Source organism: Pseudomonas sp. LBUM1648 (assembly GCF_059716145.1).
In genome coordinates this window covers 6,071,171-6,092,801 of the sequence record NZ_CP166808.1, presented here as the reverse complement: position 1 = coordinate 6,092,801, position 21,631 = coordinate 6,071,171, and the positions used below count along the sequence as shown (strand labels likewise).

At 60.5% G+C, this 21,631-nt stretch carries 27 protein-coding genes; 8 read left to right on the top strand and 19 right to left on the bottom strand.

Going from position 1 to position 21,631, the window contains the following annotated elements; all coding sequences use genetic code 11:
- Window position 1 precedes the first annotated feature (1 nt).
- Entirely contained in the window at window positions 2–727 is a 726-nt protein-coding gene (gene trmB / locus ACA043_RS27695) for a tRNA (guanosine(46)-N7)-methyltransferase TrmB (protein WP_489879318.1), read from the top strand.
- Window positions 728–948: 221 nt separating this feature from the next.
- Window positions 949–1,716, top strand: a complete 768-nt coding sequence (locus tag ACA043_RS27690; RefSeq protein ID WP_497658258.1) for a hypothetical protein — start codon at window positions 949–951, stop codon at window positions 1,714–1,716.
- Window positions 1,717–1,735: 19 nt separating this feature from the next.
- Here the strand turns inward: ACA043_RS27690 and ACA043_RS27685 are convergent, their stop codons facing one another.
- The 11 genes from ACA043_RS27685 to ACA043_RS27635 form a co-directional block, all read right to left on the bottom strand.
- The gene (locus tag ACA043_RS27685; RefSeq protein ID WP_401269376.1) at window positions 1,736–2,284 is read right to left on the bottom strand and encodes an RNA 2'-phosphotransferase; all 549 of its coding nucleotides are present in this window, start codon (window positions 2,282–2,284) and stop codon (window positions 1,736–1,738) included.
- A gap of 25 nt (window positions 2,285–2,309) precedes the next feature.
- Complete coding sequence (locus ACA043_RS27680) at window positions 2,310–2,633, bottom strand: DUF3392 domain-containing protein (protein WP_008083808.1); 324 nt, start codon at window positions 2,631–2,633, stop codon at window positions 2,310–2,312.
- A gap of 35 nt (window positions 2,634–2,668) precedes the next feature.
- The gene (gene hemW / locus ACA043_RS27675; RefSeq protein WP_497658257.1) at window positions 2,669–3,874 is read right to left on the bottom strand and encodes a radical SAM family heme chaperone HemW; all 1,206 of its coding nucleotides are present in this window, start codon (window positions 3,872–3,874) and stop codon (window positions 2,669–2,671) included.
- A complete protein-coding gene (gene rdgB / locus ACA043_RS27670) occupies window positions 3,871–4,467 on the bottom strand; it encodes an RdgB/HAM1 family non-canonical purine NTP pyrophosphatase (protein ID WP_095186987.1) in 597 nt (198 codons plus the stop codon). The genes hemW and rdgB overlap by 4 nt, the downstream gene beginning before the upstream one ends.
- Complete coding sequence (locus tag ACA043_RS27665) at window positions 4,464–4,898, bottom strand: DUF4426 domain-containing protein (RefSeq protein WP_187679038.1); 435 nt, start codon at window positions 4,896–4,898, stop codon at window positions 4,464–4,466. Before ACA043_RS27665 ends, rdgB begins: the two co-directional genes overlap by 4 nt.
- 26 nt (window positions 4,899–4,924) lie before the next feature.
- Complete coding sequence (metW, locus tag ACA043_RS27660; RefSeq protein WP_095186989.1) at window positions 4,925–5,545, bottom strand: methionine biosynthesis protein MetW; 621 nt, start codon at window positions 5,543–5,545, stop codon at window positions 4,925–4,927.
- A 7-nt stretch (window positions 5,546–5,552) separates the two neighbouring features.
- Complete coding sequence (gene metX, locus ACA043_RS27655) at window positions 5,553–6,692, bottom strand: homoserine O-succinyltransferase MetX (protein ID WP_187679037.1); 1,140 nt, start codon at window positions 6,690–6,692, stop codon at window positions 5,553–5,555.
- Between the two features lie 234 nt (window positions 6,693–6,926).
- The gene (locus tag ACA043_RS27650) at window positions 6,927–7,217 is read right to left on the bottom strand and encodes a DUF167 domain-containing protein (RefSeq protein WP_401269367.1); all 291 of its coding nucleotides are present in this window, start codon (window positions 7,215–7,217) and stop codon (window positions 6,927–6,929) included.
- Window positions 7,214–7,804 carry a YggT family protein gene (locus ACA043_RS27645; protein WP_187679035.1) on the bottom strand — a complete coding sequence of 197 codons (591 nt, stop codon included), beginning with the start codon at window positions 7,802–7,804 and terminating at the stop codon, window positions 7,214–7,216. The genes ACA043_RS27650 and ACA043_RS27645 overlap by 4 nt, the downstream gene beginning before the upstream one ends.
- 10 nt (window positions 7,805–7,814) lie before the next feature.
- Window positions 7,815–8,633 (bottom strand): pyrroline-5-carboxylate reductase, encoded by an 819-nt coding sequence (proC, locus tag ACA043_RS27640; RefSeq protein WP_401269364.1) that lies wholly within the window; start codon window positions 8,631–8,633, stop codon window positions 7,815–7,817.
- Between the two features lie 23 nt (window positions 8,634–8,656).
- A complete protein-coding gene (locus ACA043_RS27635) occupies window positions 8,657–9,343 on the bottom strand; it encodes a YggS family pyridoxal phosphate-dependent enzyme (RefSeq protein WP_489879322.1) in 687 nt (228 codons plus the stop codon).
- Window positions 9,344–9,399: 56 nt separating this feature from the next.
- On the opposite strand from ACA043_RS27635, the gene ACA043_RS27630 reads away from it, so the two are divergent.
- The gene (locus ACA043_RS27630) at window positions 9,400–10,434 is read left to right on the top strand and encodes a type IV pilus twitching motility protein PilT (RefSeq protein WP_187679032.1); all 1,035 of its coding nucleotides are present in this window, start codon (window positions 9,400–9,402) and stop codon (window positions 10,432–10,434) included.
- Window positions 10,435–10,481: 47 nt separating this feature from the next.
- Here the strand turns inward: ACA043_RS27630 and ACA043_RS27625 are convergent, their stop codons facing one another.
- Window positions 10,482–11,105 (bottom strand): C40 family peptidase, encoded by a 624-nt coding sequence (locus tag ACA043_RS27625; RefSeq protein ID WP_187679031.1) that lies wholly within the window; start codon window positions 11,103–11,105, stop codon window positions 10,482–10,484.
- A gap of 248 nt (window positions 11,106–11,353) precedes the next feature.
- On the opposite strand from ACA043_RS27625, the gene ACA043_RS27620 reads away from it, so the two are divergent.
- Window positions 11,354–11,788 carry an NINE protein gene (locus ACA043_RS27620; protein WP_489879323.1) on the top strand — a complete coding sequence of 145 codons (435 nt, stop codon included), beginning with the start codon at window positions 11,354–11,356 and terminating at the stop codon, window positions 11,786–11,788.
- Between the two features lie 93 nt (window positions 11,789–11,881).
- On the opposite strand, the gene ACA043_RS27615 is transcribed toward ACA043_RS27620, so the two are convergent.
- The 7 genes from ACA043_RS27615 to gshB form a co-directional block, all read right to left on the bottom strand.
- Window positions 11,882–13,153 (bottom strand): dihydroorotase, encoded by a 1,272-nt coding sequence (locus ACA043_RS27615; RefSeq protein ID WP_497658256.1) that lies wholly within the window; start codon window positions 13,151–13,153, stop codon window positions 11,882–11,884.
- Complete coding sequence (locus ACA043_RS27610; RefSeq protein ID WP_007913665.1) at window positions 13,150–14,154, bottom strand: aspartate carbamoyltransferase catalytic subunit; 1,005 nt, start codon at window positions 14,152–14,154, stop codon at window positions 13,150–13,152. Before ACA043_RS27610 ends, ACA043_RS27615 begins: the two co-directional genes overlap by 4 nt.
- Before the next feature lie 27 nt (window positions 14,155–14,181).
- Window positions 14,182–14,688, bottom strand: a complete 507-nt coding sequence (pyrR, locus tag ACA043_RS27605; RefSeq protein ID WP_497658255.1) for a bifunctional pyr operon transcriptional regulator/uracil phosphoribosyltransferase PyrR — start codon at window positions 14,686–14,688, stop codon at window positions 14,182–14,184.
- A gap of 97 nt (window positions 14,689–14,785) precedes the next feature.
- A complete protein-coding gene (gene ruvX / locus ACA043_RS27600) occupies window positions 14,786–15,223 on the bottom strand; it encodes a Holliday junction resolvase RuvX (protein WP_497658254.1) in 438 nt (145 codons plus the stop codon).
- Window positions 15,223–15,795: a YqgE/AlgH family protein gene (locus ACA043_RS27595; RefSeq protein WP_100846946.1), complete on the bottom strand. Its 573-nt coding sequence runs from the start codon at window positions 15,793–15,795 to the stop codon at window positions 15,223–15,225. The genes ruvX and ACA043_RS27595 overlap by 1 nt, the downstream gene beginning before the upstream one ends.
- A gap of 76 nt (window positions 15,796–15,871) precedes the next feature.
- Entirely contained in the window at window positions 15,872–16,771 is a 900-nt protein-coding gene (locus tag ACA043_RS27590; protein WP_008077848.1) for an energy transducer TonB, read from the bottom strand.
- Between the two features lie 107 nt (window positions 16,772–16,878).
- Window positions 16,879–17,850: a glutathione synthase gene (gene gshB, locus ACA043_RS27585; RefSeq protein ID WP_489879325.1), complete on the bottom strand. Its 972-nt coding sequence runs from the start codon at window positions 17,848–17,850 to the stop codon at window positions 16,879–16,881.
- 225 nt (window positions 17,851–18,075) lie between these two features.
- Between gshB and pilG the strand changes: the two genes are divergently transcribed.
- The 4 genes from pilG (at window position 18,076) to ACA043_RS27565 (ending at window position 21,629) form a co-directional block, all read left to right on the top strand.
- The gene (gene pilG, locus ACA043_RS27580; RefSeq protein ID WP_497658253.1) at window positions 18,076–18,480 is read left to right on the top strand and encodes a twitching motility response regulator PilG; all 405 of its coding nucleotides are present in this window, start codon (window positions 18,076–18,078) and stop codon (window positions 18,478–18,480) included.
- A 60-nt stretch (window positions 18,481–18,540) separates the two neighbouring features.
- Window positions 18,541–18,906, top strand: coding sequence for a twitching motility response regulator PilH (gene pilH, locus ACA043_RS27575; protein WP_027926574.1), 366 nt, complete (start codon window positions 18,541–18,543; stop codon window positions 18,904–18,906).
- 10 nt (window positions 18,907–18,916) lie between these two features.
- Window positions 18,917–19,456 (top strand): chemotaxis protein CheW, encoded by a 540-nt coding sequence (locus ACA043_RS27570; protein ID WP_497658252.1) that lies wholly within the window; start codon window positions 18,917–18,919, stop codon window positions 19,454–19,456.
- A 112-nt stretch (window positions 19,457–19,568) separates the two neighbouring features.
- Window positions 19,569–21,629 (top strand): methyl-accepting chemotaxis protein, encoded by a 2,061-nt coding sequence (locus ACA043_RS27565; protein ID WP_401269345.1) that lies wholly within the window; start codon window positions 19,569–19,571, stop codon window positions 21,627–21,629.
- Window positions 21,630–21,631: the final 2 nt, after the last annotated feature.

Below are 21,631 nucleotides of genomic sequence, written 5' to 3'. Positions count from 1 at the left end.
GATGACTGAATCGAACGACACGCCTATCCAGACGGAAGAGGGCGACGAGCGCCAACACCGCCGCATCAAGAGTTTCGTGATGCGCGCCGGGCGCATGACCGAAGGCCAGCAGAAAGGCCTGGATCAAGGCACGCCGCTGTTCGTGCTGCCATTGGCTGACGCGCCGGTGGATTACGATCAGGTGTTCGGCCGCTCGGCACCGCGCTCGCTGGAGATCGGTTTCGGCATGGGTCACTCGCTGCTGGAAATGGCTGCAGCGGCACCGGAGCAGGATTTCATCGGCGTTGAGGTTCACCGTCCGGGTGTCGGCGCGCTGCTCAATGGCGTGCTGACTCAGGGCCTGACCAACCTGCGCGTTTACGATTGCGACGCGATCGAAGTGCTCAACCGCTGCATCGCCGACAACAGCCTTGATCGCCTGATGCTGTTCTTCCCGGATCCGTGGCACAAGAGCCGTCACCACAAGCGTCGTATCGTTCAGGCGTCGTTCGCTGAACTGGTGCGCAGCAAGTTGAAGGTCGGCGGCATTTTGCACATGGCCACCGACTGGGAACCGTACGCCGAATACATGCTTGAAGTGATGAGCGTCGCCCCGGGCTACCGCAATCTCGCCGAAGACGGCAAGTGCGTGCCACGCCCGGCCGAACGCCCGATCACCAAGTTCGAACGCCGCGGCGAACGACTTGGCCACGGCGTATGGGACCTGAAGTTCGAAAAACTGTCCTGAGCCTTACGCAATAAAATCTGTAGATAAACCTGTGGGAGCGAGCTTGCTCGCGAATGCGATGGATCATTCAGCACTGAGTTGACTGACACCAAGTTTTCGCGATCGAGCTCCCACAATTGTTTTCGGAGTTTGTTCAAGATTGCTGGTGATCCGCCGAAAGATCTTCGTCCCCCCCCCCCACTTGTAAAGGAAGACGAGTCTTGAAAGCCCTTTTCACCTGCATGCTGTTGTTGGGTCTGCTGTTTTCAGCGGCTTGCGAGCGCGTGGTAACGCCCGATGAATACTTCGCCAGCGCGCAAAGAGTGGCCGAAAAAATCCAGCGTGACGCCGATGAGCGGATCAGGCGGGAAGGCGCCGGGGAGCCGGAACTCGCGTATACGCCGGAGCAGTTGCGCAATGCCGAAGGCGATTTTGCAGCGCTTGCAGACAATCTGAAAAAGGCCTCGGATGGCGGGCATATGCTCGCAACGTACTTGCTGGCCAACCTTCAGGACAATCCGATGTTCTCTGAGCGAACGCGGATGGAGGCCTGTGGCCTTTACCAGAAAGCCATGGATCAGGGGTTGCTGGCGGCTGCGGTGGGTTACTACCATTTATGCGACAAGGCATACGAAAGGTTTGATCTGCAAAACGCGGATCATTTGAAGTTCTTGCAGTCGCTGCAACAGTTATTGAGCAAGCCCGACGCTTATGCCCACGTCTATCCTTTGCAGGCCAAGCGTTCGCTGTGCTTCTTCGACGAGAGGGCGACCGCCGGACAGCAAGGCAAATTGGCGGCAATGCGGGCCCGCGCTGTCGCGCTGTTATTGTCAGAAGATCAATATCGGGCTGAGGCCAACTACATTCTTGCGCTGACGCGTGTAAACGAGAATGACCGTCACGACGGTCAGAATATTGCGTATCTGGACAATGCAGAAGCGTTGGGCTGTAAGGACTACTACGGGCTCAGTGCGATGATTCGAAGTGAGGTCAAAGCCAGCGCTGAATAGATGACGAACGTGTCGAGGACTACAACGTAGAGATGAAGCGCACTGGTACTTGCTCTGTTAGCCAGACGCCATTCTCGGCCTGATAGAACTTGAAACCTTGTTCCTGCATCTGCCGCGCGGCGACTTTCAGGATCACCACGGTGCCGTAGCGTTGGCCTACGGCTGAGGCGGTGGTGGTTTCTGCCGAGAGATGCACGTGGTGACGCGATCCGGGGATCAAGCCTTGCTGGTTGATCGAGTCCATGAAGCGCGTCGCCGTGCCGTGATACAGCGTTTCTGGTGGCTGCTTTTCCTCAAACTGCAGCTCCACGCTCTTGGTCGAGTGACCCTGCACGGCGCGGATCTGCTGGCCGTCCTCGGATATCGAAAAGCGTTTCTTGTCGCTGCTCGCCACGACAGTTTCGATCAGCGCGCGATCGAGAGTGCGACCGTCGCGTGCCGCGCCGCTGATCAGCGCTTCGATATTCGCCCAGCCTTCAGAGTCCAGCCTCAGGCCAATGGCCTGAGGCTCGTGGCGCAACACATAGCTGAGAAACTTGCTCGTTTCGTCCATCTGTTTCTTGCTCATGAACTTCCCTGTTTGAATTCAATGATCAGCGGCGGTCTGCGACTACGCCGATCAACACCAGCACCACCAACAGCACCGGTGCCAAGCTGTAATTGTTGAACTGGCTCAATCCCTTGATTACCCAAGGTGTGGCGTAGATCAGTGCTGCACCGCTGCCAATCAAGCACAGCAGGGCCATCAGCGGTACGCGCAGGGCGCCGGCGATGCTGCCCAAGCGTTGTTCGACCCAGCCTTTGAAGTCGGCGCCGAACAGCACCAGCAGGCAGCCGACCAGCGCCAATGCGATTTCCGAGAGGTTGCTGCGGCTCCAGCGGGAGACGGTAGCGAGCAGGTCGAGTATCAAATCCATGCGTTTTCCCTTGGGACAGAAGTTGAGGGTTGGGCTCAGTTCAGGAATTGTTGCAGCAAGTCGTTGAGGAACAGCTGTCCGCGCTCGGTGGCCGCCAGACGTGACGGTTCGACCTGCAACAGACCGCTTTGTTCTGCCGCTGCCCGGCCTTCGGCGAGGCTTTCCAGCGACAGGCCGGTGCGTTCCGGATACAGGCGCGATTCGACGCCTTCGGTCAGGCGCAAGGCGTTCATCAGGAACTCGAACGGCATCTCATCGTTGGCCAGGGCTTTCTCGCCGGCCTGGAAGCTTTTCGCCGGGTTGAGATAGTCCTTCGGCAGGCGCGTCTTCCAGGTACGCACGATGCGCCCGTCCGGATGGCTGAGTTTGCCGTGAGCGCCGGCACCGATGCCAATGAAGTCGCCGAAACTCCAATAATTGAGGTTATGCCGCGCCGGGCGACCGGGTTGGGCGTAAGCCGACACTTCGTATTGCGCGTAACCGTGCTCGGCCAGTAGCGCTTGCCCGGCCTCTTGAATGTCCCACAGCGTGTCGTCTTCCGGCAGCACCGGCGGCTGGTTCCAGAACACCGTGTTCGGCTCAAGCGTCAGCTGATACCAGGAAATGTGCGTCGGCTGCAGTTCGATGGCCTGGCGCAGATCGCTCAAGGCGTCGTCCAGCGACTGATCGGGCAAGCCGTGCATCAAGTCGAGGTTGAAGTTATCGAACCCGGCCTGCCGCGCCATGCCTGCCGCGCGTACTGCTTCGTCGCCGTTATGAATACGGCCGAGCGCCTTGAGCTTTTCCTGCTGGAAACTCTGGATACCAATCGACAGGCGATTGATCCCCAGCTTGCGGTACGCGACAAACTTCTCTTGTTCGAAGGTGCCGGGATTGGCTTCCAGAGTGATCTCGATGTCTTTGGCAAACGGAATGCGCTGCTCGACGCCTTCCAGCAAACGCCCAAGGGCTTCGGCACTGAACAGGCTCGGTGTACCGCCACCGAAGAAAATCGAGCTGATTTCACGGCCATAAACCGCATGCAGGTCCTGATCGAGATCGGCCAGCAACGCGTCGACGTATTCCTGCTCCGGCAGCACCGGGCTGGCGGTGTGCGAGTTGAAATCGCAATACGGGCATTTGCGCACGCACCAAGGGATATGGATGTACAGCGCCAGGGGCGGCAGCGTTGGCAGTGGCGCCCGAGGCGAAGAAGCGGCGCCGCCGATGATCAGCGACGACGCAGAGGGGGTGTCGGTCATTTCAGGCCCAGACGCTGGCGCAGCAGATCCATTGCACGGGCGCGGTGGCTGATCTGATTCTTGTCGGCCGGGCTCAGTTCAGCGCTGGAAACATCGCGCTCCGGCACCCAGAACAGCGGGTCGTAGCCGAAACCGTGTTCGCCGCTGGCGGCAGTCAGGATGCGTCCGTGCCACAGGCCTTCGCAGAGGATCGGCAACGGATCGTCGGCGTGACGCACCAGTGCCAGCACGCAGACGAACTGCGCGCCGCGTTCGGCTTCAGGCACGTCTTTGAGGGCGTCGAGCAGTTTGGCGTTGTTCGCTGCATCGCCCTTGCCGTCGGCATAACGCGCCGAATAGATGCCCGGTGCACCGCCGAGGAAATCCACTGCCAGACCGGAGTCGTCGGCCAGCGCCGGCAGCCCGGAAATACGTGCGGCGTTACGCGCCTTGAGGATCGCGTTCTCGACGAACGACAGACCGGTTTCCTCCGGCTCGACCTTGCTCCACTCGCCGATCGAGCGCAGTTGCACCGAGTCGCCGAGCATGGCCTGGAGTTCTTTGAGTTTGCCGGCGTTATGGCTGGCCAGTACGAGCTGCTTGAGATTCATCATTCGCCGGGGAAAAGTTCTTGGTTGAAGTTGATGGTGTCGATCTTGTCACCGGTCTGCACCTTGATTTCAAAAGTGCGGGTTTCCTGCTGAGGCACCGGGTATTGGGCGATGTAATAGATCGCACCCTGCTCGGTGACTTGCTTGAAGTTCAGCGGCACGCTCTGGCTGGTCAGGTCTTTGACCGTGCCGGTAACGTTGGCGATCAACGGTTTGCCGCCCTTGATCACCGAGACGTTGATCACGCCCTGATTCTTGCTGCGGATCAGCTCGGCAGCCTTGGCGATGTCCGGCGTCAGGAAGGTGGAGTTGAAGGTGTTGTAGTGCACGGTGACATCACCGAACACTTCCTTTCGCTCGCCCTTGATGACATCGGCGGCCATGGCGCCGACGCTCAGGCAGGCAGTGATTAACAACAACGCTAAACGACCCATGATCATCCTCCTCGAAATGTCGTGGCTCAGACCGCGACCCGATGATCTGCAAGCACCGGGCTGCTGACGCGGTAGATACCAATTTCACCTAACAGATTAGGCCATAGCTTACTGGCCCACCCGTGGCGGTGCTGTTGATCCACGGCAAGCCGATCAATGACCTTCGCATCACGTTCGCGACAAAGTTCTTCAAAGTCTTCGAAGGTGCAGAAGTGGATGTTCGGCGTGTTGTACCAGGTGTACGGCAGAAACTCGGAGACCGGCATCCGCCCCTTGCTCGCCAGATACCAGCGGCAGCGCCAGTGACCGAAGTTGGGGAAGGTGATGATGCACTGACGGCCGACCCGCAGCATTTCGTCGAGGATCTTGTCCGGGTAATGCACGGCTTGCAGCGCCTGGGTCATCACCACGATGTCGAAACTGTTGCTGGCGAAGTTGCCCAGGCCTTTATCCAGATCCTGCTCGATGACGTTGACGCCTTTGGCCACGCATTGAGCGATGTTGTCGGCGTCGTTTTCCAGGCCATAACCGGTGACCTGCTTGTGGTCGCGCAGCCAGGTCAGCAACTCGCCGTCACCACAGCCCAGGTCGAGGACGCGGCTGCCGGCGGGGATCCATTCCTGGATGATTTCCAGATCAGCTCTCATGGCTTTCTCACAACGAAATGCGGTTCATGTAATTGCCGAACGCCTGCAAATAGCGCGGGATCGGAATCAGGAAGGCGTCGTGGCCCTGCGGCGCGTCGATTTCCAGGTAGCTGACGTCTTTACGTGCTGCCATCAGCGCGTCCACCAGTTCGCGTGAACGAGCCGGGGAAAAACGCCAGTCAGTGGTGAACGACATCACGCAGAACTTGGCCGTGGCGTTCTCGAAGGTTTTCGCCAGGTTATCGTCGAAGTTCGCTGCCGGATCGAAGTAATCCAGCGCCTTGGTCATCAACAGATAGGTGTTGGCGTCGAAGCGTCCGGAGAACTCTTCGCCCTGGTAACGCAGGTAGCTTTCGACCTGGAACTCGACACTGTGGAAGTCGTAGTTGAGCTTTTCGCTCTTCAGGCCGCGGCCGAATTTCTCGCCCATGGAATCGTCGGACAGGTAAGTGATGTGTCCGACCATCCGCGCCAGCATCAGGCCGCGCTTGGGGATCACGCCCGCTTCCTGGAACGAACCGCCGTGGAATTCCGGGTCTGTAAGAATCGCCTGGCGCGCCACTTCGTTGAAAGCGATGTTTTGCGCCGACAACTTGGGGGCCGAGGCGATCGCCAGACAATGGCGCACGCGATCCGGGTAAGTGATGGTCCATTGCAGCGCCTGCATGCCGCCGAGGCTGCCGCCGATCACCGCTGCCCATTGGCCGATGCCGAGCAGGTCGGCCAGACGCGCCTGGCTGTGTACCCAGTCTTCCACGGTGAGTACCGGGAAGTCGGCACCGAACGGTTTGCCGGTCTCCGGGTTAATACTGCTCGGGCCGGTGGAACCGTTGCAGCCGCCCAGATTATTCAGGCTAACCACGAAGAATTTGCTGGTGTCGATCGGTTTGCCGGGGCCGATGCAGCTGTCCCACCAACCGGGCTTGCGGTCGTCGGGGCTGTGATAGCCAGCGGCGTGGTGATGGCCGGACAAGGCGTGGCAGATCAGCACGGCGTTGCTCGCCTGCGCGTTCAGCGTGCCGTAGGTTTCGTAGATCAGGTCATAAGCGGCCAGCGAACGGCCACAGGCCAGGGCCAGCGGTTCGCTGAAGTGCGCCGTTTGCGGCGTCACCAGACCAACAGAATCGGGGGGAAAGGCAGTTGGCATCGACCCTGCTCTCGTTGAAATGAGGCGTAAGTCTAAAGACCGGGGGGGTTAGCGGCAAGCAACGATCGGGCATGATCGTTCATTGAGCGAAGTCCCCTGTGGTGAGGGGATTTATCCCCGATGGGCTGCGTAGCAGCCCTGTAATCACTTGGCAGTGCCAAGTGATTGGGGTTGGCAACAACCAGGGGGCCGCTCCGCGACCCATCGGGGATAAATCCCCTCGCCACAGGGTGATCAGGAGCGCATCAGGTCAGGCAATTCCGGCAACTTCTTCGGCGAGCAAATCTTCACCCGCTTCTGCCGGTTCAACTCACCGCTGAGTAAGCTGACCTGGCTCTTGGATACCCCAAACGCCTTGGCCAGAAAGCCCATCAGATAGGCGTTGGCCTTGCCCTCGACCGGCGGCGCGGTCAGGCGGATCTTCAGCCGATCACCATGCAGCCCGGCGAAGTCATCGCTACGGGCCGCAGGTTGCAGGTGACATTCCAGAATCAGGTCGTCACCGTCCCAGCGAAACCAGCTCACATCAGCAGGCGCAGGATTTCCGGCATCATCGTCATCGCCGCGAGGTTGTTGATCACCAGCATGTCGATCAGCTTCAGCGCCAGGAACGCGAAGATCGGCGACAGGTCGAGCCCGCCGAGGCTCGGCAGGAACTTGCGGAACGGCGCCAGGGCCGGTTCGCAGATCTGATTGACCAGCTCAGCGCCCGGGTTGTGGCTGCCCGGGGCGACCCACGACAGGATCACGCTGATGATCAGGGCGAAGAAGAATATCTTCAGGAACAGCGCGGTCACGCCGATCAGCGACCAGATAAACAGTTGCAGCGGGTTACCGGTGGTGCCGTAAGTCAGCAGCAGGGTCAGCGCCATCAACGCCAGCTGCACCAGAATCGCCAGCACCAGCGACGACATGTCCAGGCCGAACATGCTCGGGATGATCCGGCGCAGTGGCTTGAGTAGCGGCTGAGTCGCTTTGACAATGAACTGGCAAAGCGGGTTGTAGAAATTCGCCCGTACCAGTTGCAGGACGAAGCGCAGCAGTACGATCAGCAGGTACAGACTGCCGAGGGTTTGCAGCACGTAAACCGCTGCGGTGTTCAATCCAATCATGTAAGGCTCCTTATTTGCCCAGTTGTTCGGCCATTTCGGCCGAGCGGTGCGCGGCGGCGCCGAGTGCTTTTTCTACCAGGGCTTCGAAACCACCGGCCTGGAACGATTTGATTGCAGCTTCTGTAGTCCCGGCCGGCGAGGTCACGCGGCGGCGCAGTTCGGCAGCATCGACGTCACTGGAAGCCGCCATGTGCGCGGCGCCCAGAGCGGTTTGCAACGTCAGTTGTTCGGCAGTTTCTTTCGGCAGACCGAGTTTGACGCCAGCGGCGGTCATGGCTTCGATCAGCAGGAAGAAATACGCAGGGCCGGATCCGGACACGGCAGTCACCGCGTCCAGTTGCTGTTCTTCGTTCAGCCACAAAGCGATGCCGACGGCGGACAGCAGCTCTTCGGCTTGCTGGCGCTGTTGGGCGGTGACTTCGCTGGTGGCGTACAAGCCGCTGACGCCCTGACGCAGCAGTGCCGGGGTGTTGGGCATGCAACGCACGATCGGCTGCTCGCCGAGCCATGCGGTCATGCTGGCGCAAGTGATGCCGGCGGCAATCGAGACCACCAGTTGATTCGGTTTCAGGCTCGGGCGAATCGCTTCGCACACGGCTTTCATTGCCTGAGGTTTGACCGCCAGGACGACGACGTCGACGCCATCGATGGCCTGGGCGTTGTCGGCAAAGGTTTCGATGCCGTGTTCGGCGCTGACTTTGGCGCGGGTTTCTTCACCCGGGTCGCTGGCGCGGATGTGCGCGGCTTCCAGACCCTTGGCCCGCAGGCCGCCGATGAGGCTGGCGGCCATGTTGCCGGCACCGATAAAGGCAATACGTGTGTCGCTCATGTCAGGTCCTTATCCAGAAATGTTCAAGATTGGGAATAGTCGCGGGCGCCGAAAAGGGCCGTACCGATACGAACCCAGGTGGCGCCCTGGGCAATGGCCGACTCGAGGTCGTGGCTCATGCCCATGGAAAGTGTGTCGAGCGGTAGATTCAGGCTGTCCTGCAAACGTTGCACGGCAGCAAAAGCGGCATCCTGTTCGGCGCGATCTTCGGTCGGCTCGGGGATCGCCATCAAACCGCGCAGTTTCAAGCGCGGCAGGGCGCTGATGGCGTTGGCCAGGGCCGGCAGGTCGTCCGGGGTGCAGCCGGACTTGCTGGCTTCACCGCTGACGTTGACCTGAATGCAGATGTTCAGTGGCGGCAGATCCGCCGGGCGCTGTTCGGACAGACGCTGGGCAATTTTCAGACGATCCACGGAATGCACCCACTCGAAATGCTCGGCGATGGCGCGAGTCTTGTTCGATTGAATGGGGCCGATGAAGTGCCAGATCAAGGGCAGGTCGGCCAGTTCGAGCTGTTTGCTCAAGGCTTCCTGCAGATAGTTCTCGCCAAAGTCGCGCAGGCCGGCGGCATACGCTTCACGCAGGGCTTCGGCGGGTTTGGTCTTGCTGACCGCGAGCAACTGCACGCTGTTTTCAGTGCGCCCGGCCGCTGCGGTGGCAGCCTGGATGCGCGAACTAACCAGTTGAATGTTGTCTGCTATCGTGGACATCAAGAGGCGCCAGCGGTCTGAAGGTTCGCGGCATTCTACTGGAATTGAGGAGCGCTATGGATATCACTGAACTACTGGCCTTCAGCGCCAAACAGGGAGCTTCCGACCTGCACCTGTCGGCCGGTCTGCCGCCGATGATCCGCGTCGATGGTGATGTGCGGCGGATCAATCTGCCGGCGCTGGATCACAAGCAAGTGCACGAATTGATCTACGACATCATGAACGACACCCAGCGCGTCGACTTCGAGAAACATCTGGAAACCGACTTTTCCTTCGAAGTCCCCGGTGTCGCGCGGTTCCGGGTCAACGCTTTCAATCAGAATCGTGGTGCCGGCGCGGTATTCCGCACCATCCCGTCGAAAGTGCTGAGCATGGAAGACCTCGCCATGGGTGATGTCTTCCGCAAGATCACCGACGCCCCGCGTGGACTGGTGCTGGTGACCGGGCCGACCGGTTCCGGCAAATCGACCACGCTGGCGGCGATGATCGATTACCTCAACACCCATCGCCATCACCACATCCTGACCATCGAAGATCCGATCGAATTCGTTCACGAATCGCGCAAATGCCTGATCAATCAGCGCGAAGTCCACCGCGATACCCGCAGTTTCGCCACCGCTTTGCGTTCAGCGTTGCGGGAAGACCCGGATGTGATTCTGGTGGGCGAGATGCGCGATCTGGAAACCATTCGCCTCGCACTGACCGCCGCGGAGACCGGGCATCTGGTGTTCGGCACGCTGCACACCACTTCGGCAGCCAAGACCATCGACCGGGTTGTGGACGTATTCCCCGGTGACGAGAAGTCGATGGTGCGCTCGATGCTGTCGGAGTCGTTGCTGGCGGTGGTGTCGCAGACGCTGATCAAGAAAATCGGCGGCGGGCGCGTGGCGGCGCACGAGATCATGCTCGGCACGTCGGCGATCCGTAACCTGATCCGCGAGGACAAGGTGGCGCAGATGTATTCGTCTATTCAGACGGGTGGGTCGTTGGGGATGCAGACACTGGACATGTGCCTGAAGGATCTGGTGACCAAGGGCTTGATCAGCCGGGAGCATGCGCGGGAGAAGGCGCGTACGCCGGATAACTTCTGAGAGAGGCGTGATCGTTCCCACGCAGAGCGTGGGGACGATCCGCGGTGTTAGCGTTGAACTACACGCAGCTGCTTGCTGGCAGGTTCTTTCGGTAATACCCGCTTGGCAACCACGTAATGCTTTTGCCAATACGGCTTGTTCAGCGTATCGATGCTCACCGATTTGCCACGGCGCGGGGCGTGGATGAAGCGGTCGTTGCCCAGGTAGATGGCAACGTGGTTGACCTGACGGCTCTTGATGTTGAAGAAGATCAGGTCGCCTGGTTTCAGATCCTTGCGCTCGACTTTCTCGCCGTGGCCGCTGGCCATGGCGTTGGAGGTGCGTGGCAGGTCGAACGTGGCGTCGTTGAACGCGTATTTCACCAGACCGCTGCAGTCGAAGCCTTTACTTGGGCTACTGCCGCCCCAACGATAAGGAGTACCAAGGACGTTCACCGCGCGGCTAAGGACATTGCTGCTTTCCTTGCTCGCCATCGGTGGCACCAGCTTGCTGTTGCCCTTGCTGCTCAGCGTGGTGACTTTGCTTTGCTTGCTTTTGCTCGAAGGGGCAGAAGCATGGGATTTAGGGGTAAAGCCGTTAACGTTGGGAAGACGTTGCTCACGATTGGTGGCGTGGGCGGCCAGTGGCATTAATAGGCAAATAGTTAGCCATGTCTTGAAAAATGGTCGCATTAGGCGTGGCTCTTAAGTGGTAGCGCGCAACTTTATAACAGCTTTTTTGTCCCTTCCGAGTCCGTTGGTCGATTCAATCGGCAGGCAACGGAACCAAATAAGCGGCAAATTGACGCGATTGTCTGACAGAAGTCCGGTGCTATAAGGCTTTGACGGTTGCAACGGTAACATTTGCCATACGTCGGCTACCTGTAAAAAAGTCACAAAGAATTCAAGAATATTTATCTATCGAGTGAAACGAGGTCTTCATGAACAGCTATCAGCTACCCCGTGTGAAGGAAAAAGACACCCACAGCAAACTCATCGGTTACCTGCTGTGGATCTTCGGATTTACCGGCGCTCACCGCTTTTATTACGGCAAGCCAGTGACCGGAACGATCTGGTTCTTCACCTTCGGTTTGCTGGGCATTGGCTGGCTGATCGACTTGTTTCTGATCCCGGCGATGGATCGCGAGGCAGATTTGCGGTTTGCCGAAGGGCCGATCGAGTACAACGTAGCGTGGATTCTGCTGACGTTCCTTGGGGTGTTCGGTGTGCACCGGATGTATCAGGGGAAGTGGATCAGCGGGTTGATCTACCTGCTGACGGGCGGGTTGTTCTTTATTGGCGTGCTGTATGACTTCTGGACGCTGAATGACCAAGTGTCGGTGCGCAACATGCAGAATCGCGGCGCCTTCCAGTAAGTCTTCGCGAGCAAGCTCGCTCCCACAGGGGATTTGTGTCGTTCACAGATCCAATGTGGGAGCGAGCCTGCTCGCGAATGGGGCAACCCGGTATCAAGCCTGGTGGCTGATCCGCCCATCCACCAGGGTGTAACGAACCACACCCGGCAGACTGTGGCCGAGGAACGGGCAGTTCTCGCCCTTCGACAGCCAGCCTTCACCGGCCACGGTGGAAGCCTTCGGATCGAACAGCACGATATCCGCCGCACCCCCCACCGCCAGTTTGCCCGCCGGCAGGCGCAGCGCCTCGGCCGGGCCAGCGCTCAAGCGCGCCAGCAGTGTCGGCAGATCGAGCAGGCCATCCTCAACCAGCGTCATCGCCAGCGGCAGCAGCAGTTCAACACTGCTGATGCCTGGCTCGGTCGCGCCGAACGGTGCCAGTTTGGCATCACGCTCGTGGGGTTGGTGATGGCTGGAAATCGCCGAGACCACACCGGACTTCACTGCTTCACGCAGGCCATCGCGATCCGCGCGGGTGCGCAGCGGCGGCTGGACGTGATAGAGGCTGCTGAAATCGATCAGCGCTTCGTCGGTCAGGATCAGTTGGTACAGCGCGACATCCGCCGTCACCTTCAGGCCACGGGCCTGCGCCTGAGCGATCAGGGCCACGCCGCGAGCGCTGGTCAACTGGCTGAAGTGCGCGCGCACGCCGGTTTGCTCGACCAGCAGCAGATCACGGGCCAGCGCCACGGTTTCAGCGGTTTCCGGAATGCCCGGCAGGCCGAGGAAACTGGCGACCGCGCCTTCATGGGCCAGGCCGCCTTCTGCGAGATCGTGATCCTGCGAGTTGAAGATCACCGTCAGGTCGAACGTCGCCGCGTAATCCAGCGCCCGGCACAGGGTGCGGGTGTTGCGGAAACTCTCCAGACCGTTGCCGAACGCCACGCAACCGGCGTCGCGCAGCGCAACCAGTTCGGCCAGTTGCTCACCTTCCAGACCTTTGCTCAGCGCGCCAATCGGGAACACCTTGGTGTTGCCGGCCTCGCGGGCGCGATCAAGGATCAGCTCGGCCACGGCGGAGGTGTCGAGCACCGGTTTGGTTTTTGGTGGGCAGCACAGGCTGGTCACGCCGCCGGCCGCTGCCGCGCGGGTTTCGCTGGCGATCGAACCTTTGCGGCTGTAGCCCGGCTCGCGCAGGGCGACGTTCAGATCGACCAGCCCCGGAGCGGCCACCAGACCTGTGGCGTCGATAGTTTCTACAGCGGTGAAACCGGCCGGTGCCGCGCCGAGGGCGACGATCTTGCAGGCTTCAACGTGAATGTCGGTGATTTGATCCAGGCCGCTGCTTGGATCGATGACGCGGGCGCCGAGAATGCTGAGCTTCACTGGGCGTTCTCCTGCTCGAATTGGCGCTGGGCTGTTTGCCCGCTCATGGCCATGGACAACACAGCCATACGAATCGCGATGCCGTAGGTGACCTGATTGAGGATCACCGAGTGCGGGCCGTCGGCCACTGCCGACTCAATCTCCACCCCACGGTTGATCGGCCCCGGGTGCATGACGATGCAATCGGGCTTGGCCCCGGCCAGGCGCGCGGTGGTCAGGCCGAACAGGCGGTAGAACTCGCCTTCGCTTGGCAGCAGGCCGCCGGTCATGCGTTCACGCTGCAGGCGCAGCATGATCACCACGTCGACGTCTTTCAGGCCTTCGGTCATGTCGGTGTAAACCTTCACGCCGTATTGCTCGATGCCGATCGGCAGCAGGGTTTTCGGCGCGATCACGCGGATGTCCGGGCAGCCGAGGGTTTTCAGGGCAAGCATGTTCGAACGCGCGACCCGCGAGTGCAGGATGTCGCCGACGATCGCCACCGAAAGGTTTTCGAAACCGCCCTTGTGCCGACGGATTGTCAGCATGTCGAGCATGCCCTGCGTCGGGTGAGCGTGACGGCCGTCGCCGCCGTTGATGATCGCCACTTGTGGGCAGACATGCTCGGCGATGAAGTGCGCGGCGCCGGAATCCCCGTGACGCACGACGAACATGTCGGCGGCCATGGCTTCAAGGTTGCGCAGGGTGTCGAGCAGGGTTTCACCTTTACTCGCCGACGAAGTCGACACGTTCAGGGTGATCACGTCCGCCGACAGCCGCTGGGCCGCCAGTTCGAAGGTGGTGCGGGTGCGCGTGGAGTTTTCGAAGAACACGTTGCACACGGTCTTGCCGCGCAGCAACGGGACTTTTTTCACGGCCCGGGCACCGACTTCGAGGAACGAGTCGGCAGTGTCGAGGATTTCCGTCAGCAACTCGCGGCGCAGGCCGTCGAGCGAGAGGAAGTGGCGCAGCTGGCCCTGATCATTGAGCTGCAGCGGGCGCTTGGTATCTAGAGGCGTCATCGCGAGGGGGACTCTCAATAGGGCGGATTAAAGGGCAAAGTCTTGCAGTTCGAGCGTCAGCGGCTCGGGGCCGGACAGCTTCACGCGCTCGTGGGTGGCCAGCGACAGGGTCGCGCCCACCACGTTCGGGCGGATCGGCAGCTCGCCGGCGTCCAGGTCAAGCAGGCAGACCAGTGTCACGCTGGCCGGGCGGCCGTAGTCGAACAGTTCGTTCATGGCGGCGCGGATGGTGCGGCCGCTCATCAGTACGTCGTCGATCAGCACCAGATGCTGGCCTTCGATCTCGAAGGGCAGGGCGGACGGGCGCACTTGCGGGTGCAGGCCGTTCTGGCTGAAGTCGTCGCGGTAGAAGGAAACATCCAGCGTGCCCAGCGGCGCGTCGCTGCCCAATTCCTTGAGCAAGGCTTGCGCGACCCAGATGCCGCCAGTGTGGATGCCGATGTAACGCGGTTCGCTGATGTCGCGCTGTGCAAGGTGCGCCTTGAGGCGTGTCGCCATCTGGCTGATCAGATCGGCGGGATTGGGCAGGCTCATGGTTGCTCCTTCTTCGACCCGAGCCGCGTCCTGCCGGACGTGGCTGGGGGTTTAGCCAAAAGAAAAGCGCCGTAGCGCTTTTCAGAATTAAATGCAGTCAGGATTCAAACAGTGCGGTGTTTTCATCGAGCCAGCCCTGCAACAGCAGGGCGGCGGCGATGGCGTCCACCGGGTTGTCGCGGTAACTGCCCTTCTGGCCGCCACGCACCAGACGTTCGCCCTTGGCCTCGAAAGTGGTCAGGCGTTCGTCGTGGGTATAGAAGGGCACATTGAAGCGGCCGTTGAGGCGGCGGGCGAACTTCTCGGCGCGCAGACACATCTCGCTGGGCGTGCCGTCCATGTTCAGCGGCAGGCCAACGACGACGGCGTCGGGTTTCCATTCCTTTATAAGGGCTTCGACCTTATTCCAGTCGGGCACGCCGTTCTGTGCTTTCAAGGTGCACAGCTCGCGGGCCTGACCGGTGATCACCTGGCCGACGGCAACGCCGATCTGTTTGGTGCCGTAGTCGAAGCCTAGAATCAAGCGCAGGGCCATCAGGCGTGACCTGCCTGGCTGGTCAGCAGGTTGAGGTCGATCCCCAAGTGCCTGGCTGCCGCGTCCAGACGCAGTTCGCTGCTGGTGTTGAACAAAATGTCGGTGTCATATGGGCAGGTCAGCCAGGCGTTGTCGGCCATTTCGGCTTCCAGTTGCCCGGCTTCCCAACCGGCGTAACCGAGGGCGATCAGGCTTTTCGCCGGGCCCACGCCGTCAGCGATGGCGAACAGCACGTCCTGCGAAGTGGACAGTGCCAGGTCGCCGTCGAGCTGGGCGGTGGCCTGGAAGGTCTTGCCCGCCGGGTGCAGGACAAAACCGCGATCGGTTTGCACCGGGCCGCCAATGAAGATCGGTACATGCTGGCAGAGGCCCGGCGGATCGATGTCCGGTCGCAGTTGCTCGAGGATGTCAGCCAGATTCAACTCTTGCGGCCTGTTGACCACAATCCCCATGGCGCCATTGGCCGTGTGCTCGACGATGTAGGTCAAGGTGTGGGCAAAGTTCGGGTCGGCCATGTGCGGCATGGCGATCAGGAAGTGATGCTTGAGGTAGCTGGGGCTGACGTTTTTCATGTGCGCTAGTGTGGCGTTCAAGGGGCGAACTGACAAGCTGGGGATGTAAGCAGTACACAGATCAAATGTAGGAGTGTCAGTTGCTGGAGAGCTTGTCGCCCCGGGCGAATTTCCAGGTGCGGATGATTTCCAGTCGGTCGATATCCGACAGATCACCGGTAAACGGTGCAAATGGCGCCGCCAGTCGGACAATGCGCTGTGCCGCCTGATCCAGCAGCGGCTGCCCCGACGATTCCAGCACCAGCACCTCATACAGCGAGCCGTCGCGGTTGATCGAGACCATCAGGCGCAAATTGCCGTAGATCTGCTTGCGCCGTGCTTCTTCCGGATAATTCAGGTTGCCGATGCGCTCGACCTTCTTGCGCCAGTCGTCCTTATACCAAGCGCCTTTGTCACGCATGGTCGACGCCGCGCTCAAGCGGTGAATTCGCGGACGCTTGGCGTACAGCTGTTGTTCCTTGGCCAGTTCCGCTTCGAGGCTGGCGATGTCGCTGGACAACTGCGAGCTGTCGAACTCCGGCGCGTCGACGGTCGGTTTGACCTCGGTCTTGGTTTCTTCTTTTTTGGTCGGGGCTTTTTTCGGCTTAGGCGCGACAGTCGTCACCGCAGCCTTGGGCGCGGCTTCCTGTACTTCAGGCTTGGCGGCGGGCGGCGGCGTGACCTTTTTGACCTGGTTGTCCTGGAACGGCGCGACCTCGGTGGTCTTCGGAATCGCCTTCTTGTCCAGCGTGCCGCTGCCTTCCTGATGCTCTTGCGCGAGGAAGTCAGCCTTCTCGGGCTTCTTTTCGCTCTTGAAGGTGGCGAGGGTGATTTCCAGGGTTTTGCTGATCTGCTTGGGCTCGACCATGGTGAAGCCGACGCCCAGCAGCAGCGCCAAGTGAATCAGCGCTGCGAGAAACAGGGTAAATCCGAGGCGATCGGCCGGGCGCACGCCACGATGGGCGAGTTCTGCGGGCAGATCGGACGGGAGGGTCATGACAAGAAAACCAACATCGCGCTTTTCAGAGGCTGCGCATGATAACGCAATGTTGGTTTCACGCCTTGGGCTTCACGCTTCAAGCGACAGACTGCATGTGACACACATCAAGCTTGCGGCTTTTTGCCGGCGGCTTGCAGCTTCTTGTCGATGGCATCCATCAGCATGCCGCCGATGTCGGTGCCGAAAGCGTTGTCGATTTCGCGGATGCAGGTCGGGCTGGTTACGTTGATTTCGGTGAGGCTTTCGCCGATCACGTCCAGACCCACGAACAGCAGGCCCTTCTCGCGCAACGTCGGGCCGACCTGAGCGGCAATCCAGCGATCCTTTTCAGTCAGCGGACGCGCTTCACCACGACCACCGGCCGCGAGGTTGCCACGGGTTTCGCCCTGGGCCGGAATCCGCGCCAGGCAGTAATCCACCGGTTCGCCGTCGATCATCAGGATGCGTTTGTCGCCGTCCTTGATCGCCGGCAGGTAGGCCTGGCCCATGATCTGCTGGCCGCCGAGGGCAGTCAGGGTTTCGAGAATCACCGACAGGTTCGGATCGCCGGCACGGTGACGGAAGATCGAGGTGCCGCCCATGCCGTCCAGCGGCTTGAGGATCACGTCGCCGTGCTTGGCAGCGAATTCGCGCAGGACATCGGCGCGGCGGCTGACGATGGTCGGCGGCGTGCACTGCGGGAACAGCGTGGCGAACAGCTTTTCATTGCAGTCGCGCAGGCTCTGCGGTTTGTTGACCACTAGCACGCCAGCGGTTTCTGCCTGCTCGAGCAGGTAGGTGGAGTAGACGAACTCCATGTCGAACGGCGGATCCTTGCGCATCAGGATCACGTCCAGATCGCTCAGCAGGTTGTCCTGCTCGGCGTCCAGTTCGAACCATTTTTCCGGATTGGCGAAGACTTGCAGCGGCTTCATCCGCGCCCGTGCCTGACCTTCGGCCTGATACAGGTCGCGCTGTTCCATATAGAACAGTTCCCAGCCGCGCTTCTGCGCAGCCAGCAGCATGGCCAGCGAGCTATCCTTTTTATAGGAAATGCTGGCGATAGGGTCCATGACAATCCCGACGCGAACGCTCATTGGGTTTTCCTCGAAAATTGGCTACCGGATCGGTATGAAAAAAGTGCCGCCAGAGTGGCGCCGGGCGGGTTTGCGGTCAAGGGAAAACCCGTCGATAGATTGCATCTGGAGACTGTGCTAAAAAGGCTGCCATGCAGTGCTGGCCCTTGAACATCAAGGGTTTCCAGCCATTACTCATCGCAAAACGGACAATTTGATTCGCAAAGGCGACGGTAGAGCCCCCTTATGGAACAGCAGTCCAGCGCCTTGAAGGTCATGGTGATCGACGACTCGAAAACGATTCGCCGCACCGCTGAAACCTTGTTGAAAAATGTGGGGTGCGAAGTCATCACGGCGATCGACGGTTTCGACGCATTGGCGAAGATCGCCGACAACCATCCCGGCATCATCTTTGTCGACATCATGATGCCGCGTCTGGATGGTTATCAGACCTGCGCTTTAATCAAGAACAACAGCGCGTTCAAGGCCACGCCGGTGATCATGCTGTCGTCCCGTGACGGGCTGTTCGACAAGGCCAAGGGGCGGATTGTCGGCTCCGATCAATTTTTGACCAAGCCTTTCAGCAAGGAAGAACTGCTCAGCGCGATCCAGGCCCATGTTCCGGGCTTTTCCGCCGCTTTGCCGCAGTAAGACACGTACAGTGACGCTCGGCCAGCGGGCCGGATGTCGACAAGAAAAATGGGGAAAACCATGGCACGTATCCTGATCGTCGATGATTCGCCGACTGAAATGTACAAACTGACCGGCATGCTGGAAAAGCACGGCCATGAAGTGCTCAAAGCCGAAAATGGCGCCGACGGCGTTGCCCTGGCCCGTCAGGAAAAACCCGACGCGGTGCTGATGGACATTGTCATGCCCGGCCTCAACGGCTTTCAGGCGACCCGTCAGTTGACCAAGGACCCTGACACCGGGCACATCCCGGTGATCATCATCACCACCAAGGATCAGGAAACCGACAAGGTCTGGGGCACCCGCCAAGGCGCCAAGGACTACCTGACCAAACCGGTCGATGAAGAGACTCTGATCAAGACCCTGAACAACGTGCTGGCCGGTTGATCGCGCGGCCATGAGCGAATCGCTGACCGCGTTCGAACTGCTCTGGCAGATTGACCAGCGCTGCCGCTTGCTCGCGGCCGACCTGCCATCGCAACCGGCGCGTCAGGATCGCTGGAGCGGTATCGGTTTTCGCCTCGGCGAACACTGGTATGTCGCGCCGATGGGCGAAGTCAGCGAAGTGTTGCACGAACCGCGCTGCACTCAGTTGCCCGGGGTCAAGCCGTGGGTCAAAGGGGTGGCTAACCTGCGTGGGCGGCTGCTGCCGATCATGGACCTGTGCGGTTTCTTCGGGCATGAGCTTTCACCGCTTCGTAAGCAGCGGCGGGTATTGGTGGTGGAGCATGGCGACGTGTTTGCCGGGCTGATGGTCGATGAGGTCTTCGGCCTGCAGCATTTCGAGCAGGGCAGCTTTGAACCGCTGTCGATCAGCAAGCGCCAGGGCTCCAAGGCCGAGTTCGTCAAAGGGTACTTCCGGCGTGAGCAGAACTGGCGGGTGTTCAGCCTGTTTGCGCTGGCCAAATCCCCGGTGTTCATGAGCGTCGCAATTTAGTCGAAACACCACCCAAACCTGTGGGAGCGGGATTTGTGGTGAGGGGATAAATCCCCTCGCCACAGAGCTCGTTCCCACAGTGGGCCGTTGCAGGTTTCATAGGCGAGGACCGATGACAAAAGCAAAAACAGGCAAGCCGGCGGAAGGATCGCGCAGTCGCTCGCAGATCATCGTGCTGTTCATCGCACTGATCGTGTTCATCATGCTGCTGTTTGCCAACTTCGCTTACCTCAACACCCAGGCGAACTACGACAAGCAGTACATCGGTCACGCCGGTGAGCTGCGCGTGCTGTCGCAACGCATTGCCAAGAACGCCACTGAAGCCGCCGCCGGCAAGGCTGCGGCGTTCAAGTTGCTCAGCGATGCGCGCAACGATTTCGCCCAGCGCTGGAGTTACCTGAAGAAGGGCGACCCGGCCACCGGCCTGCCCCCGGCGCCGTCGACCGTGCGCCCGGAAATGCGCGCCGTGCAGCTCGACTGGGAACGCCTGCTGAAAAACACCGACGCCATTCTCTCCAGCGAACAGACCGTGCTGTCGCTGCATCAGGTCGCCGCGACCCTGGCCGAAACCGTGCCGCAGTTGCAGATCGAATACGAAAAAGTCGTCGAGATCCTGCTCCAGCGCGGTGCTCCGGCGGCACAAGTGGCGATGGCCCAGCGCCAATCGTTGCTGGCCGAACGCATTCTCGGTGCGGTGAACACCGTGCTGGCCGGCGATGAAAACTCGCAGCAGGCTGCCGATGCGTTTGGCCGCGATGCCACTCGCTTCGGCCAAGTCCTCAACGGCATGCTTCAGGGCAACCCGGCGCTGAAGATCAGTCAGGTCGAAGACCGTGATGCCCGCGCGCGCCTGAGTGAGATTTCCGAGCTGTTCCAGTTCGTTTCCGGCTCTGTCGATGAAATCCTCGAAACCTCGCCGGAGCTGTTCAAGGTTCGCGAGTCGGCCAGCAACATCTTCAACCTCTCGCAAACCCTGCTCGACGAAGCCTCGCACCTGGCCAACCGTTTCGAAAACCTCGCGGGTGGGCGCAACACCGACACCATCGGTGGCTACGTGCTCGGCTTGCTGGCGCTGGCGTCGATCATCCTGATCGGTCTGGTCATGGTCCGCGAAACCAATCGCCAGTTGCGCGAGACCGCCGAGAAGAACGAACGCAATCAGAACGCGATCATGCGTCTGCTCGATGAAATCGAGGATCTGGCCGACGGCGACCTCACCGTGACCGCCTCGGTGACTGAAGACTTCACTGGCACCATCGCCGACTCGATCAACTATTCCGTCGATCAATTGCGCGATCTGGTGGCGACCATCAACCTCACCGCCGGCCAGGTCGCGGCGGCCGTGCAGGAAACCCAGGCCACCGCCATGCACCTGGCCCAGGCCTCGGAACATCAGGCCCAGCAGATTTCCGAAGCCTCGACCGCGATCAACGATATGGCCCAGTCCATCGATCAAGTCTCGGCCAACGCCGCCGAGTCCTCGGCGGTAGCGGAGCGTTCCGTGGAAATCGCCAACAAAGGCAACGAGGTGGTGCACAACACCATCCACGGCATGGACAACATTCGCGAACAGATTCAGGACACCGCCAAACGCATCAAGCGTCTAGGCGAGTCGTCGCAGGAAATCGGCGATATCGTCAGCCTGATCGACGACATTGCCGACCAGACCAACATCCTCGCCCTCAACGCCGCGATTCAGGCGTCGATGGCCGGCGATGCCGGGCGTGGTTTTGCCGTGGTCGCCGACGAAGTACAACGGCTGGCCGAGCGCTCGTCGGCCGCCACCCGGCAGATCGAAACGCTGGTGCGGGCGATCCAGACCGACACCAACGAAGCGGTCATCTCCATGGAACAGACCACCACCGAAGTGGTGCGCGGCGCGCGGCTGGCGCAGGATGCCGGGGTGGCCCTGGAAGAAATCGAAGGCGTGTCGAAGACCCTTGCGGCGCTGATTCAGAGCATCTCCAACGCGGCGCAGCAGCAGACGACGTCGGCCGGGCAGATCTCGCTGACGATGAACGTGATCCAGCAGATCACCACGCAAACGTCGTCGGGCTCCACGGCCACCGCCGAGAGCATCGGCAACCTGACGAAAATGGCCAGTCAGTTGCGTCGTTCGGTGTCAGGGTTCACCTTGCCGGCGGCATCCGCGTCGGCGACGGATAAAGTGTGATT

Excerpts from the sequence above, each read along its gene's own strand:
- trmB (WP_489879318.1), top strand. The coding sequence starts at position 2 with ATGACTGAATCGAACGACACGCCTATCCAGACGGAAGAGGGCGACGAG.
- ACA043_RS27690 (WP_497658258.1), top strand. The coding sequence starts at position 949 with ATGCTGTTGTTGGGTCTGCTGTTTTCAGCGGCTTGCGAGCGCGTGGTA.
- ACA043_RS27685 (WP_401269376.1), bottom strand. The coding sequence starts at position 2,284 with ATGAGCAAGAAACAGATGGACGAAACGAGCAAGTTTCTCAGCTATGTG.
- ACA043_RS27680 (WP_008083808.1), bottom strand. The coding sequence starts at position 2,633 with ATGGATTTGATACTCGACCTGCTCGCTACCGTCTCCCGCTGGAGCCGC.
- hemW (WP_497658257.1), bottom strand. The coding sequence starts at position 3,874 with ATGACCGACACCCCCTCTGCGTCGTCGCTGATCATCGGCGGCGCCGCT.
- rdgB (WP_095186987.1), bottom strand. The coding sequence starts at position 4,467 with ATGATGAATCTCAAGCAGCTCGTACTGGCCAGCCATAACGCCGGCAAA.
- ACA043_RS27665 (WP_187679038.1), bottom strand. The coding sequence starts at position 4,898 with ATGGGTCGTTTAGCGTTGTTGTTAATCACTGCCTGCCTGAGCGTCGGC.
- metW (WP_095186989.1), bottom strand. The coding sequence starts at position 5,545 with ATGAGAGCTGATCTGGAAATCATCCAGGAATGGATCCCCGCCGGCAGC.
- metX (WP_187679037.1), bottom strand. The coding sequence starts at position 6,692 with ATGCCAACTGCCTTTCCCCCCGATTCTGTTGGTCTGGTGACGCCGCAA.
- ACA043_RS27645 (WP_187679035.1), bottom strand. The coding sequence starts at position 7,804 with ATGATTGGATTGAACACCGCAGCGGTTTACGTGCTGCAAACCCTCGGC.
- proC (WP_401269364.1), bottom strand. The coding sequence starts at position 8,633 with ATGAGCGACACACGTATTGCCTTTATCGGTGCCGGCAACATGGCCGCC.
- ACA043_RS27635 (WP_489879322.1), bottom strand. The coding sequence starts at position 9,343 with ATGTCCACGATAGCAGACAACATTCAACTGGTTAGTTCGCGCATCCAG.
- ACA043_RS27630 (WP_187679032.1), top strand. The coding sequence starts at position 9,400 with ATGGATATCACTGAACTACTGGCCTTCAGCGCCAAACAGGGAGCTTCC.
- ACA043_RS27625 (WP_187679031.1), bottom strand. The coding sequence starts at position 11,105 with ATGCGACCATTTTTCAAGACATGGCTAACTATTTGCCTATTAATGCCA.
- ACA043_RS27620 (WP_489879323.1), top strand. The coding sequence starts at position 11,354 with ATGAACAGCTATCAGCTACCCCGTGTGAAGGAAAAAGACACCCACAGC.
- ACA043_RS27610 (WP_007913665.1), bottom strand. The coding sequence starts at position 14,154 with ATGACGCCTCTAGATACCAAGCGCCCGCTGCAGCTCAATGATCAGGGC.
- pyrR (WP_497658255.1), bottom strand. The coding sequence starts at position 14,688 with ATGAGCCTGCCCAATCCCGCCGATCTGATCAGCCAGATGGCGACACGC.
- ruvX (WP_497658254.1), bottom strand. The coding sequence starts at position 15,223 with ATGGCCCTGCGCTTGATTCTAGGCTTCGACTACGGCACCAAACAGATC.
- ACA043_RS27595 (WP_100846946.1), bottom strand. The coding sequence starts at position 15,795 with ATGAAAAACGTCAGCCCCAGCTACCTCAAGCATCACTTCCTGATCGCC.
- ACA043_RS27590 (WP_008077848.1), bottom strand. The coding sequence starts at position 16,771 with ATGACCCTCCCGTCCGATCTGCCCGCAGAACTCGCCCATCGTGGCGTG.
- gshB (WP_489879325.1), bottom strand. The coding sequence starts at position 17,850 with ATGAGCGTTCGCGTCGGGATTGTCATGGACCCTATCGCCAGCATTTCC.
- pilG (WP_497658253.1), top strand. The coding sequence starts at position 18,076 with ATGGAACAGCAGTCCAGCGCCTTGAAGGTCATGGTGATCGACGACTCG.
- pilH (WP_027926574.1), top strand. The coding sequence starts at position 18,541 with ATGGCACGTATCCTGATCGTCGATGATTCGCCGACTGAAATGTACAAA.
- ACA043_RS27570 (WP_497658252.1), top strand. The coding sequence starts at position 18,917 with ATGAGCGAATCGCTGACCGCGTTCGAACTGCTCTGGCAGATTGACCAG.
- ACA043_RS27565 (WP_401269345.1), top strand. The coding sequence starts at position 19,569 with ATGACAAAAGCAAAAACAGGCAAGCCGGCGGAAGGATCGCGCAGTCGC.